This is a genomic window from Mesorhizobium sp. 131-2-1 (assembly GCF_016756535.1).
In the GTDB taxonomy this organism is placed as follows: domain Bacteria; phylum Pseudomonadota; class Alphaproteobacteria; order Rhizobiales; family Rhizobiaceae; genus Mesorhizobium.
The window spans coordinates 362,678-375,844 of the sequence record NZ_AP023247.1; the positions used below are offsets into that span (position 1 = coordinate 362,678).

Annotated in this window: 11 protein-coding genes; 5 read left to right on the top strand and 6 right to left on the bottom strand. The window is 65.0% G+C overall.

Annotated features, from left to right (window positions below):
- Positions 1–39: 39 nt before the first annotated feature.
- Together JG743_RS01685 and JG743_RS01690 are read right to left on the bottom strand one after the other, a co-directional pair.
- Positions 40–1,299: an ABC transporter substrate-binding protein gene (locus tag JG743_RS01685; RefSeq protein WP_202297522.1), complete on the bottom strand. Its 1,260-nt coding sequence runs from the start codon at positions 1,297–1,299 to the stop codon at positions 40–42.
- 52 nt (positions 1,300–1,351) lie between these two features.
- The gene (locus tag JG743_RS01690) at positions 1,352–2,260 is read right to left on the bottom strand and encodes an N-acetylmuramic acid 6-phosphate etherase (RefSeq protein WP_202297524.1); all 909 of its coding nucleotides are present in this window, start codon (positions 2,258–2,260) and stop codon (positions 1,352–1,354) included.
- 199 nt (positions 2,261–2,459) lie between these two features.
- On the opposite strand from JG743_RS01690, the gene JG743_RS01695 reads away from it, so the two are divergent.
- From JG743_RS01695 to JG743_RS01715, 5 genes are all read left to right on the top strand, one after another.
- Entirely contained in the window at positions 2,460–3,341 is an 882-nt protein-coding gene (locus JG743_RS01695; RefSeq protein ID WP_202297526.1) for an N-acetylglucosamine kinase, read from the top strand.
- Complete coding sequence (locus tag JG743_RS01700; RefSeq protein WP_202297528.1) at positions 3,338–4,117, top strand: GntR family transcriptional regulator; 780 nt, start codon at positions 3,338–3,340, stop codon at positions 4,115–4,117. Before JG743_RS01695 ends, JG743_RS01700 begins: the two co-directional genes overlap by 4 nt.
- Entirely contained in the window at positions 4,114–5,145 is a 1,032-nt protein-coding gene (locus tag JG743_RS01705) for an SIS domain-containing protein (protein ID WP_202297530.1), read from the top strand. Before JG743_RS01700 ends, JG743_RS01705 begins: the two co-directional genes overlap by 4 nt.
- Complete coding sequence (nagA, locus tag JG743_RS01710) at positions 5,142–6,302, top strand: N-acetylglucosamine-6-phosphate deacetylase (protein WP_202297532.1); 1,161 nt, start codon at positions 5,142–5,144, stop codon at positions 6,300–6,302. The genes JG743_RS01705 and nagA overlap by 4 nt, the downstream gene beginning before the upstream one ends.
- 208 nt (positions 6,303–6,510) lie before the next feature.
- Positions 6,511–7,443, top strand: a complete 933-nt coding sequence (locus JG743_RS01715; protein ID WP_202292791.1) for an IS110 family transposase — start codon at positions 6,511–6,513, stop codon at positions 7,441–7,443.
- 115 nt (positions 7,444–7,558) lie between these two features.
- Here JG743_RS01715 and JG743_RS01720 read toward each other — a convergent pair whose 3' ends face one another.
- From JG743_RS01720 to JG743_RS01735, 4 genes are all read right to left on the bottom strand, one after another.
- The gene (locus tag JG743_RS01720; RefSeq protein WP_202297534.1) at positions 7,559–9,103 is read right to left on the bottom strand and encodes a malonate--CoA ligase; all 1,545 of its coding nucleotides are present in this window, start codon (positions 9,101–9,103) and stop codon (positions 7,559–7,561) included.
- A gap of 90 nt (positions 9,104–9,193) precedes the next feature.
- Complete coding sequence (locus JG743_RS01725) at positions 9,194–9,940, bottom strand: GntR family transcriptional regulator (RefSeq protein ID WP_202297536.1); 747 nt, start codon at positions 9,938–9,940, stop codon at positions 9,194–9,196.
- 274 nt (positions 9,941–10,214) lie between these two features.
- Entirely contained in the window at positions 10,215–10,892 is a 678-nt protein-coding gene (gene rpe / locus JG743_RS01730) for a ribulose-phosphate 3-epimerase (protein ID WP_202297538.1), read from the bottom strand.
- 209 nt (positions 10,893–11,101) lie between these two features.
- Positions 11,102–13,060 (bottom strand): EB domain-containing protein, encoded by a 1,959-nt coding sequence (locus tag JG743_RS01735; RefSeq protein WP_202297540.1) that lies wholly within the window; start codon positions 13,058–13,060, stop codon positions 11,102–11,104.
- Positions 13,061–13,167: the final 107 nt, after the last annotated feature.

Genomic DNA, 13,167 nt, shown 5'->3' on the forward strand with positions numbered 1-13,167 from the left:
CGGCCGGGCAGATGCCCGGCCGGTCTGCTGCCTGAGCTCTTACTTCGCCGGCTTGTACCAGCTGTCGAGGCCGGCCTGCAGCTTCTTGGCCGCGGCCTCCGGCGTGTCGGTGCCGTTGATGACGTTGGCCGATTCAACCCAGGTCTCGTTCTCGAGGTTCGGCGTACCGCGCGACAGGATCTGGTAGGTCGAGCGGATGGTCGACTTGCACTTGCCGCGCCAGGAGACGAATTCCTGCGCCAGGGGGTCTTCCATCTTCACCGGCGTGTTGTTCAGGCTGAAGAAGCCCGGCAGCGCGTTGGCGTATATGGTGGCGAAGTCCGGCGAGGCGACCCAGGACAGGAATGTCTTGGCCGCATCGGCGTTCTTCGACGCCGCGTTGAGACCCATGCCGATGTCGGTATGGTCGGAGATGTAGCAGGTGTCGCCGGCCTTCTGCACCGGCGGCGGGAAGGCGCCCATCTTGAACTGCGCCTGGGTGTTGAACAGGCCGATCTCCCACGAGCCGGCCGGGTAGATGGCGGCGCGGCCGAGCGTGAACAGGTTCTGGCTGTCCGGATAGGTCTGCGCCTCGAAGCCGTCGCCGAGATAAGGCTTCCACTTGGCCAGCTCCTTGTAGGGCTCGACCCAGTCGGCATCGGTCAGCTTCTGGTCGCCCTTGATCAGCGCCAGACGGCCATCCTCGCCCTTCCAGTAGTTCGGGCCGATGTTCTGGTAGCCCATGGTCGCGGCTTCCCAGAGATCCTTGGTGCCCATCGCCATCGGGATGTAGGTGCCGTCGGCCTTGATCTTGTCGAGGGCGGCGTAGAACTCCTCATTGGTGGTCGGCACCTTGATGCCGAGCTTGTCGAAGGCGTCCTTGTTGTAGATGAAGCCGTGGATGACCGAGGCCATCGGCACGCAGAAGCTCGCCTTGCCGTCGTCGGTCTGCCAGGCGGCCTTGGCCACCGGCGAGAAGTTCTCCATGCCGGGCAGCGCCGAGAGGTCGGCGAGGTTGCCCTTCTTGAACAGCTCCAGCGACTTGTCGAAGGGGCGGCAGGTGATCAGGTCGCCCGCCGAGCCGGCGGCGAGCTTGGCGCCGAGTGCTGCGTCATACTCGGTCGGCGCCGACGGCGCGAACACCACCTTGATGCCCGGGTTCTTGGCTTCGAAGGCCGGGATCAGCTTGTCCTTCCAGATGGTCAGGTCGTCGCCGCGCCAGCTTTCGATGTTGAGGGTAACGTCATCGGCATAAGCCACCCCGGCGGTGCCGAGAATGCTGGTGCCGAGCAGAAGGGCCGTCAGTAGTTTGGTCGTCATGTTCAGTCTCCCTGTTGACCTTTTTCAGGTTCGGTTTGGTGAGAACAGAGGCTCAGTGCCCCTTGCTCCCCTCGATCGCGGAAAGGGCCGGCCGAAGCTTGTGGCCGGTCCCTTCCAGTATCTTCTCGGCCGTGTCGGCGTTGGCAGCGCCGGCGGCGAGCAGAATGGCGGTCTTGACGACGCCGCCGCTCTTTTCGAGCAGGCGCGCCGCATCCTCGCGGCTGCAGCCGCTGATGGCGGCAACGATGCGGGCCGCGCGGTCGCGCAGCTTGATGTTGTCGGCGGTGAGATTGACCATGTAGCCGTCATGGACATGGCCAAGATGGACGGCGGCGAGCGTCGACAGCATGTTGAGCGCTATCTTCTGCGCGGTGCCGGCGCCCATGCGCGTCGAGCCGGCGATCAGTTCCGGCGGCGTCTCGAGCAGGACGGCGACATCGGCCTGTCTGAACAGCGGCGCATCCTTGTTGTTGGCGACGGCGATGGTCGCCGCGCCCCGGCTCCGCGCATCCTCCAGCGCCCGGACGGCATAGGGCGTCGAGCCGCTGGCCGAAATCGCGATCAGGCAGTCGCCCTTGCCGATGCCGGCGGCGGCAACCGCGGCCGATGCCTCTTCGGTGTCGTCCTCGGGTCCGCCGGCAAGCGTGTGGAAGGCCTCGTCACCACCGGCGATCAGGATGGCGATGCGGTCGCGCCCGATCCCGAAGGTGCCGGGCAGTTCCAGCGCGTCGGCCACCGCCATCAGGCCCGAGCTGCCGGCCGCCGCATAGGCAAGCCTGCCGCCGCCCTTCAGACGGTCGGCGATGATTTCAGCGGCTGCCGCTATGGAAGGAATGGCGCCGCGCACGGCCTTGGCGGCCTCGATCTGCGCATCGGCGAGAAAGGAAAGGATGGCGTCCGGGGCCTGGATATCCAGCCCCTCGGCATTCTGGTGACGCGCTTCGGTGCGCTTCTCGGCCATCCAACGTCCTCCAACTGACGAAACAATACCAAAAAAATACCACTTGTCCACATCGATTAACGAATTCGTCGCTCCAAAATCGCCTTGCCGGCAAAATATCCTGATTTTTCAATAAAATACGCCTTAATCTTTTTGAAAGCGAAATTAACTCTTGGCTATTGGTATTTTATTGGTATTATCCGCCCGGAGGAGAAATCACGTGAATTTCGTTCTTGGCATCGATGGCGGCGGCACCAGCTGCAGGGCGGCCCTTGCGACCGCTGACGGCGCTGTGCTCGGCCGCGCCAAAAGCGGCGCAGCCAACATCCGCACCGACCTCACCGGCGCGAGGACCAACATCGTCGAGGCGGCAAGGCAGGCCTTCGTCGCCGCCGGCAAGGATCCGCAGCTCATCCCGCAAACGCCCGCAGTTCTCGGCCTCGCCGGCGCCAATGTCGGCACTTACCGTCAGCAGCTCGAAGCTATCCTGCCGTTCAGCAAAAGCCGCGTCGAGACCGACGCCGAGATCGCGCTTGAGGGTGCTGTCGGCGCCGGCGACGGCGCCATGGCCATCCTTGGCACCGGCACCGCCTATATGGCGCGCAAGCACGGCAAGTCGCGCGCCATCGGCGGCTGGGGCTTCCAGGTCGGCGACCAGGGCAGCGGCGCCCGCATCGGCCGCGACCTGCTCGAACAGACGCTGCTCGCCCATGACGGCATCCGTCCGGGCTCGCCGCTGACCGACGCCATGCTTGGCGTCTTCCGCAACAATCCGGAGGATGTCGTCGAGTTCACCACCAATGCCAAGCCCGGCGACTTCGGCGGCTTTGCGCCAAAGGTGTTCGACCATGCCGAAAAGGGCGACCTGGTCGCCAACTGGATCCTCGACAAGGCGGTTGCCGATGTCGAAGCCTCGCTCGGGGCGCTCGATCTTGCCGACGATGCGCCGCTCTGCCTGCTCGGCGGCCTGGCGCCGCTCTACGCGCCGCGGCTTTCGGCGCGTTACCAGGCGCTGCTCAGGCCGGCGCTCGACGATGCGCTGGGCGGCGCGGTGCAGATGGCGGTGCGCATCTTCGCCCTTGGTTCGGAGGCCGCCCGATGAGCGCCGCCGACCAGATTTTTGCTATGCTGAAGGAATCGTCGCAAAGCGGCGCGCCGCTCTATCTGCAGCTCCGCAAGAGCATCGAGGAAGCGGTCAATCGCGGCCTGATCGGGCCGGGCGACGCGCTGCCGTCGGAGCGCGACATCGCCAGCAAGGCCGATATCTCGCGCGTCACCGTGCGCAAGGCGGTGCAGGACCTGGTCAAGGGCGGCATCCTCGTCCAGCGCCACGGCTCCGGCACGTTCGTGGCGCCGCGCATGGAGCGCGTCGAGCAGTCGCTGTCGAGGCTCACCTCGTTCACCGAGGACATGGCGCGCCGCGGCATGGTGGTGCGCTCGGCCTGGCTCGACCGCGGCCTCTATGCGCCCTCGCCCGACGAGATGATGGTGCTCGGCCTGTCGTCGAACGAGCTGGTGGCGCGGGTGGCACGCCTGCGCATCGCCAACGACACGCCGCTGGCGATCGAGCGCGCCGCACTCTCGGCCAGCGTGCTTCCCGATCCCGAGGCGATCGGCTCCTCGCTCTACGCAGCGCTGGAACTGACCGGCAACCGGCCGGTGCGGGCGGTGCAGCGCATCTCGGCCGCCAATCTCGGCGACGATGACGCGCGCCTGCTGGAAGTGCCGCCCGGGGTTGCCGGCCTGCATATCGAACGTATTTCCTATCTTGCGAGCGGCAAGGTGATCGAATTCACCCGCTCGATCTACAGGGGCGACGCCTATGATTTCGTCGCGGAACTCCGGCTGACCGGGCCGGGAGAGGAGAGCCGGCCATGAGCGCGACCATCACCCATATGCGGCGCGAGATCGAAGAGATCCCGGAAGCAACCGCCCGCTTGCTCGACGGTTCGGCTGCGGTGCTGACCGAGGCCGGGCGCGGCATCCGCGAGCGCGATCCGAGCTTCGTCGTCACCGTGGCGCGCGGCTCGTCCGACCACGCCGCCACCTTCATGAAGTATGCCGTCGAGCTGACCGCCGGCCTTGCCGTCGCCTCGGTCGGCCCGTCAATCGCCTCGATCTATGGCGCCAGGCTCAGGCTCGCCGGCTCCGCCTGCCTGGCGATCTCGCAATCGGGCAAGAGCCCCGACATCGTCGCCATGGCGGAGGCGGCCCGGGCCGGCGGCGCGCTCACCGTCGCCATCACCAACACCGCCGATTCGCCGCTGGCGCGCGCCTCGGATTTTGCCATCGACATCCTGGCCGGGCCGGAACGCAGCGTCGCGGCGACCAAGACCTTCGTCAATTCGGCCGTCGCCGGCCTGGCGCTGATGGCGCATTGCACCGGCGACGAGGCGCTGCTGGCGGCATTGGCCCGATTGCCCGAACATTTCCGCAAGGCGATCGCCTGCGACTGGATGGCGCTGGCCGGCGCGCTGGAGACGCCGCGGTCGCTGTTCATCCTCGGCCGCGGTCCATCCGCGGCGATGGCCAACGAGGCGGCGCTGAAATTCAAGGAAACCTGCGGCATGCATGCCGAGGCCTATAGCGCGGCGGAAGTCATGCATGGACCGCTGGCGCTGGTCGGGCCCGGCTTCCCGGTGTTGGCACTTGCCGCCCGCGACGCTTCCGAACCCTCGGTCGCCGAGGCCGCCGACAGTCTGGCCGGCAAGGGCGCAGCCGTGTTCGTGACATCCGACAAGGCGACGAAGGCACTGGCCCTGCCCCATGTGGCGACCGGCCATCCGCTCACCGATCCGCTGACTCTGATCGTGTCCTTCTATGGCTTCGTCGAGGCCTTTGCCCGGCACCGCGGGCTGGATCCCGATACGCCGCGCAATTTGCGCAAGGTGACGGAAACCGTATGAGCGACCGTTTCGCCCTGACTGGCGCCCGCATCTTCGACGGCGCCGACTGGCACGACAATGCCGCCCTCGTCGTGAACGGCGGCCTTGTCGAGGCCATCCTCCCCGCCGGCGCCATTCCGTCCGGCGTCGAAAGCATCGAGACCGGCGGCGGCCTGCTTGCGCCGGGCTTCGTCGATCTGCAGGTCAATGGCGGCGGCGGCGTCATGCTCAACGATCATCCCGACGTCGCCTCGATCGAGACCATCTGCCGGGCGCATGCACCCTTCGGCACCACCGCGCTTTTGCCGACGCTGATCACCGACACGCCCGCGATCACGGCGGCGGCTGTCGCGGCCGGCGCCGCGGCGGCGCGGCAGAAGGTGCCGGGCTTCCTCGGCCTGCACCTAGAGGGTCCGCATCTGTCGGTTGCCCGCAAGGGCGCGCATGACCCGGCGCTGATCCGACCGATGACCGACACAGATCAAGCGGCGCTGATCGCCGCGCGCAAGGAGCTCCCGGTCCTGCTCACCACGATCGCGCCCGAATCCGTTGAGCCGGAGCGCGTCGCGGCGCTTGCCAAGGAGGGCCTCGTCATAAGCCTTGGCCATTCCGATACCGGCTATGCCACGGCAAACGCCTTTGCCGCCGCCGGCGCGACGGTGGTGACGCATCTGTTCAACGCCATGAGCCAGATCGGCAACCGCGAGCCGGGGCTGGCCGGTGCCGCCATCGACATCGGCGGCCTGTCCGCCGGCATCATCGCCGACGGCATCCATGTCGATCCCGCTACCATGGCGATCGCGCTGCGCGCCAAGAAGGGCCCAGGCAAGATCGTGCTGGTCACCGACGCCATGGCGACGATCGGCACCGACATGACGTCATTCACGCTGAACGGCCGCACCATCTACCGCAAGGACGGCAGCCTCAGGCTTGCCGACGGCACGCTTGCAGGAGCCGACCTCGACATGATCTCCGCCGTTCGCTTCATGCACCGCGCCGTCGGTCTGGAGCTCGGCGAAGCGCTGCGCATGGCTTCGCTCTATCCGGCGCAAGCGATCGGACAGGCGCACAGGCTCGGCCGATTCGCCAACGGCACCGCGGCCGATATTGTTGGGCTATCGGACGATCTCGACGTCAAAGGTGTCTGGATCGGCGGCGAGAAGGTGTTTGCCGCCTGAGCCTATCCTTCGTCATTCTCGGGCTTGACCCGAGGATCCTGTGTGTTTGCTCAGTGCTATGGTTGAAGTGGGAAGGAGGCCGAGAGGATCCTGGTCGTCCCTTCGAGGACAGGCCGCGGCATGGCTCGGTCCCTTCCCACCAATGAACCATCAACCTGAACAGTTGCACGGGGCTGTCTTCAGCAGACCCCGCACCACAGGAAGAGGCATGGCCATGATAGTGCAGAACTATGTCGGCTGCGACATCTCCAAAGCGAGGCTCGACTTCTTTGATGAGGCAAGCGGCCGCTACCAGCGGATCGCCAACCAGGCTGAAGCGATAGAAGCCTATGTGGCAGGCCTTTGCGCTGGTCGTGACTTCGTTGTCATGGAGGCGACCGGGGTCCATGACCGGCTGCTGCGCCATGCGCTGGGCAAGGCCGGCATTGCGTTCTCGCGGCACAATCCGGCGCACACCCACCACTACGCGAAGTCGGCGACCCAGCGCGCCAAGACCGATCGTCTCGATGCCCGGATGCTGAGCAGCTACGGTCGTCGCTACCAGCCTGCGGCCGAGGCGGCACCTTGCGAGAAAGGCGAACGCCTTCAGTCGCTTGCCCGCCACCGCGACCATCTTGTTGAGATCCGGGCAAGGTTGAAGAGATATCTCAGCGAGGCCTTCGATGAGGACGTCATAACCGAGACTGAAAGTCTGATCGCCGACTTCGACACACGCATCGATGCACTCGAAAGCCGGATTGCCAAAGCCATTCGCGAAGCCGAGGACACCGCTCTCGACTACACGCTGATGGTCTCTGTACCAGGCGTCTCCACCATCACCGCGCTTTCGCTGCTGGCCCACATGCCCGAGCTCGGCCGGCGCTCGCCCAAGTCGATCGCGGCACTTGCAGGCCTTGCCCCGCTCGACAACGAGAGCGGCAAGGCCAAGCGCAAGAGCAAGATCAGCGGTGGCCGCCCGCGCGTGCGCCGCGCCCTCTACATGGCGGCGCTGGGCGCCATCCGCGCCAACGATCGCTTCAGAACTTTCTACACTGCGCTCGCCGCGCGCTCCGGATCGAAGAAACTTGCCATCGTCGCTGTCGCAAGGAAGCTCCTAGTCACTCTCAATGCCATCATTCGAGACAAAACGGCCTTCGCATGAACACAGTTGCCATGCCGTGACGACTGCCGTAGAATGCAGCGGCGCAAATTCTGCAACCGTTACAACGCCTTAGCGTAACGGCATGGATCCTAGGGTCTGCGCGCGTCGCTTCGCCCTAGGATGACGACGCGGTGCGATTAGCCGACTTTGGGGCATAGATATCCTTGTAGGTCTCGCGCAGCAGGTTTTTTTGCACCTTGCCCATGGTGTTGCGCGGCAGTTCGTCGACGAAGATCACCTGCTTCGGGTGCTTGTATTTGGCCAGCCGCCCACTGATCGCCCCGACGATATCGGCAGCGCCGATGGCCGCGCCAGGCTTGCGCACCACGACCGCGGTGACGCCCTCGCCGAAATCCGGATGGGCGACGCCGATCACCGCGCTTTCGCTGACGCCGGCGAGCGCGTCGATCTCGCCTTCGATTTCCTTCGGATAGATGTTGTAGCCGCCGGAAATGATCAGGTCCTTGCCGCGCCCGACGATATGCACATAGCCGTCCCGGTCGATGAGGCCGAGATCGCCGGTGATGAAGAAGCCGTCGCTCCGGAATTCGGCCTTGGTCTTTTCCGGCATCCGCCAATAGCCGGCAAAGACGTTCGGACCCTTCACCTCGATCATGCCGACCTCGCCTTGCGGGAGCGACCGGCCGCTGTCCGGATCGGCGATGCGCAGCGAAACGCCCGGCAAGGGAAAGCCGACGGTGCCGGCGCGCCGCTCGCCGTCATAGGGGTTGGACGTGTTCATGTTGGTCTCGGTCATGCCGTAGCGCTCGAGGATGGCGTGACCGGTGCGCTCGCGCCAGGCGGCATGCGTCTCGGCCAGCAACGGCGCCGATCCGGAAATGAACAGGCGGATGTTCCTGGCCGCCTGGCCGTCCAGGTCCTCCTGCTGCAGAAGCCTGACATAGAAGGTTGGCACGCCCATTAGTGTCGTGGCGCGCGGCAGCAGCGCGACGATGCGGGCCGGATCGAACTTTGCTTCGAACAGCATCGAGGCGCCGGCCATCAGGATGACGTTGGTGGCGACGAAGAGCCCGTGCGTGTGGAAGATTGGCAGCGCGTGGATCAGGACGTCATCGGGTGTGAAGCGCCAGTGCTCGACCAGCACACGCGCGTTCGAGGCGAGGTTCTCGTGGGTGAGCATGGCGCCCTTGGAGCGGCCCGTCGTCCCCGACGTGTAGAGGATCGCCGCCAGATCGTCCGGTCCGCGCGCCACAGCGCTGAATTCCGTCGATTGCCTTGAGGCGCTGTCGGTCAGCGAGCCATGTCCGTCGCTGCCGAGTGTCGCGACGCCGGCGCCCGATGCCTCCGCCAGCGGACCGATGTCGGCCACCCGGTCGGGATCGCAGACCACCAGCCGCGGTTCGGCATCGCCAAAGAAGTAACCGAGCTCCGGCAGCGTGTAGGCGGTGTTGAGCGGCAGGAAGACAGCACCGGCGCGCAGGCAGGCGAGATAGAGCAGCACCGCCTCCGGGCTCTTCTCGACCTGGACGGCGACGCGGTCGCTCGGTTTGACGCCAGATTGCACCAATGCATGCGCCAATTGCGCGGAGCGCGCCAGCATGTCGCCATAGGTCAGGGAACGCCGGTCATCCGTCGCCATCAGCAGCCGCTGCGGTGCCGGCACGCGGCCACGGAAAGCGTCGAACAGGTGATTGCTCATTGTTGCTCCCGCGTAACGAATGGCGCGGCGAATCCTGAATTCGCGTCGTTTCGGTCAGAGCGAATATCAGATTTGAGGCTGAACGAGCAGCTATTTGCGCCCGCGGTGCGCCTTGGTGGCACTCACTTTCGGGTCGCCGTCCCGGCTGAAGCGCACCATGCACCTGGCCGCCGTCAGCCGGTAGTGGTTGAGCAGGGCCTCGACCGCGCCATCGGCATCGCCATCGAGCGTGCGTTCGGCGATCTGGCGGTGTTCGGCAAGATCGTCGCGCTCGTCTCCCAGGCCGTGCTGCGACATCAGCCGGTAGCGGGAAGCCTGGTCGGAAAGCTGGTCGCAGAAGCCAACCAGCCAGTGCGACCGGCAGCCCGCAATCAGCGCGCGATGGAAGGCGCGGTGCAGCTTCTCCCAGTCGGGATTGTTCGACGAGGGATCGTCCGGCATGCGGCGCTGGGCGCGCGCCAAGCGGTGCAGCGCCAGCACCAGCTGCTCTTCCCACTCGCCGGTGCGATGTTCGATCGATTCGCGCAGCGCCCTTTCTTCCAGCCAGCAGCGGGTGCGCGTCAGTTCCTCCAGCTCCTCGGCGCTGACCGGCATGAGGAAGAAGCCGCGCTGGTCATGGCGGCCAAGCAGGCCTTCGGAGGCGAGACGGTTGAGAGCCTCGCGCACGGGCGATGCGCCGGCACCATATCGCGAAACCACCCATTCGACCCGAAGCTTGCTCTCGGTCTCCAGCACACCGCGGAGGAGATCGTCCCGAAGCTGATGATAGACCGTGCTGGCGAGGGTGCTCTTGGGTCCGGCACCTTCATCGCCCGGATCGGCGGTTCCGTAGGTCAATATGGCTCCTGTTGCCTGCTTTGGGCCTGTTGTTGGTCTTATTGCGAAGCAGTCTCAATCCCGTACACGTACTATACCGTGTCCAGCTTCGTGGTCTCAAGCGGAAGATGATGGTATTGGACTTAAAGAGGATAGAGCGCGCTGTCTTGCCGAAGTAACGGCCGGCGCAAGAATCTTGAGCGTGCTGCGAAGCTTGAGGTGCTGAACAGCGAAGCTACTCGTTTCAGGTGTCGATCACACTGGGAATCCGGCGGCGATATGGCTCACAGCCAAATCAGCGGGCGGCTTGATCCGCCGCGGTCCTGATCGCCTCGATGTTTGCCCGGTAGGCCTCGACGCTGCCACCCTTGAAGATGGCGGCGCCCGCCACCAGCACGTCGGCGCCCGCCGCCGTGACCAGCGGCGCCGTCTCCGGCGACACGCCGCCGTCGATCTCGATGCGGATCGGCCGGTTGCCGATCAGCGCCTTGACGCGCTTCACCTTGTCGACAATGGCTGGAATGAAAGCCTGGCCGCCGAACCCTGGGTTGACGGTCATGATCAGGATCAGGTCGAGCCGGTCGAGCACATACTCGACCGCACTTTCGGGCGTCGCCGGGTTGAGCGACACGCCGGCCTTCTTGCCGAGGTTCCTGATCGTCTGCAACGAGCGGTCGAGATGCGGTCCGGCCTCGGCATGCACGGTGATGCCGTCGCAGCCGGCCTCGGCGAAGGCGGCCAGATAGGGATCGGCCGGCGCGATCATCAGATGGCAATCGAAGAAGGCCTTGGTGCGGTTGCGGATCGCCTTCACCACCGGGGGGCCGAAGGTGATGTTGGGGACGAAATGGCCGTCCATCACGTCGAGATGGATCCAGTCGGCGCCGGCTGCCGCGACGGCCTCGACCTCGTCGCCGAGTTTCGAGAAATCCGACGCCAGCACCGATGGCGCGATCAGGGTTTTTTTGGCCATGTCCGCTTCCCGTTCTTCAAGTCCGCTCCGCCCTAGCGCATCGGCCGGAAAATCGGAACCGATTTTTGGAAGGGCAGTGCGCTGATTGAGTGTTGGAGCGCTGCTTGCGCGCTCCAGCTCTGCTTGTTGACGGGAATCCGGCGCCGGCGCGTCATCCGCGCAAAGGAGAGAGGCAGCGGCCGCCGCCTCTCTCTCGTTTGCAGCAAGATTCAGTTCACCTGAAGCCGTGACCTGGCCTGTCCCGGCAGAAACGGCTGGCCCCTGCCTTGCTTCAACTTCTGCAGCCCAAGCACCTTCGAAACCGGCCTGGGCACGCAATGTCCGCGCACCGTCATTTCGGTTGCCCGGCAGCCCGTGGTGATGATGGCATCCTTCACGCACGTCTTGCCGACCAGATGGTAGCCGCGTTTGCAGTCGATGATGATGGAGGGCTTGCGCACGCATTCGCCATTGATGCGCTGTTCGTCACGCCGGCATTTCCCCGCTATAACGGCATTCCTCACGCATTTCAGGCCAAGCTGATGATAGCCGGGCAAGCAGTGGATGCTGACGCCGATGCACTTGCCGTCGACCAGCTTCTCGGTGCTCTTGCATGCGGCCACCAAAGGCCTGTCGACACATCTGCCGCGCAACAAGCTCTGGCTGGGCAGGCATTTGCGGCCGGGATCCACGACGACCGGCGGCAGGCGGGGCTTGCCGAAGTCGCGGCGCGTGCTCGACACCAGATCGTCGACCTTGGGCTCAGAGGTGCGCTTTATGCAGGTGAAATCCTCCGCATCCGTGTCGATGGTGGCGATGGATCCATTCTGCTTGATCTCCTGCAAGGTGCACTGGATCGAGCGGGTTCTGGTGATGTTGAGATCGTGTGCGGCGCTGGCCTTGAACACGCCGCCTTCGTTGAAGGCGACCGCGGTCCCGGTGAAGAAGGCGCCGTTCGAGCAGCCGATCCGATAGTGCAACGCGCCGGGAGCATCGCGGCTCGCTTCGAACGCGACCCGGCCTTTGCGCGGGCAAAGTTTCCTTGATCCGGCGCTGTCGGAAACGGTCACTTCGCCTTGCCAATCGGCCTTGGCCGGCGGGTTGTCGGGATCGGCCTGCGGTCCGTCGGTGAAGCCTCCGCCGCCCGCGCCAGTGCAATGGACGGTGATGTCCTTCCAGCCATCGAAGGGCTCGAACGGATCGTTGCCGACGATCTCGGTCTTGTACTGGAAATAGGCGGTCGCCCCGACATTCTCCCATTTCTCGTAAGTGGCGAAATAGCCGTTCTTGCCCGCGTCAAAGGACGCCCAGGCCTGCTTGAACTCCGACGTGATCGGCCCATTGTCCTTCTGCCGCCAGATGCGCATCGATACCGGCCCGGCCTTGTTCGTCTGCGCGCGGCTGGTCACCTTGAGCGCCGGGCAGACTGTTCCCGGTGTCGAGCCGGGCAGGTTCGAGCGGTAGGTGGTCAGGAACAGCTTGACGTTCTTTGTCTCGAACTCGCCGAAGTCGACGGCAATGTCTTGACCCTTCGGTTTGACAACGGGGTCGCATACCACCTGAACGTCGAACGAACCGTGTTCGGCATAGTGCGATTCGTGGAGCGGATAGGGCCAGCTGCCGCCGGTCACCTCGCTGGCAGCATTGTGCATGTCGAGCGCCTTGTCGGTCAGCGCCGAAAAGCTGGCGTGGAACGTGTGTGTGAACGAATAGGACTTCGTCGGTCCATCGGGCTGGAGGTGCTGGTTGCACCGGGCGATAATCTGATCCCCATACGGCACCACGGCGATGCCCGTGTTCGAAGACAGCGCTATGATCGATGGATCGAAGGAGAAGTTCTCCTGGTGATCATAGTCGCGGCTGACCGGCGATGCGCTCCAGATCGGCGGAAACGCCCCGCACTGGCCGGGCCTGCAAACGCCGAGGGATACGCCGACCTCCTGCACGTAACCTGGCCAGCGTGTGTCGATCTTCATATGGCCCCAGAACTGGACGGTGCCGCTTTTCAGCCCGTCCCATTTCTGTTTGTCGCTCGAGACGACGTGCAGTGTGGTGTTGACGCTCTGCGTGTCGAACGACATCGACTTGATGTTGGCCTGTTCGGCGAAAGCGGAGGTGCTGGTTAGTCCGGCTGCGAACAGGGCAACAGTCGCAACCGTATTGCGAAAGGCATAGCTGACTGAAGACATCTCTCTCTCCTGACGTGTTCCTTCAGCGATTGGTCGCCGCTCGCGGCATCAAGGTTCATGCGGCGATCCCAGCAACGAAAAACCCCGCCGGATCGCTCCGGCGGGGT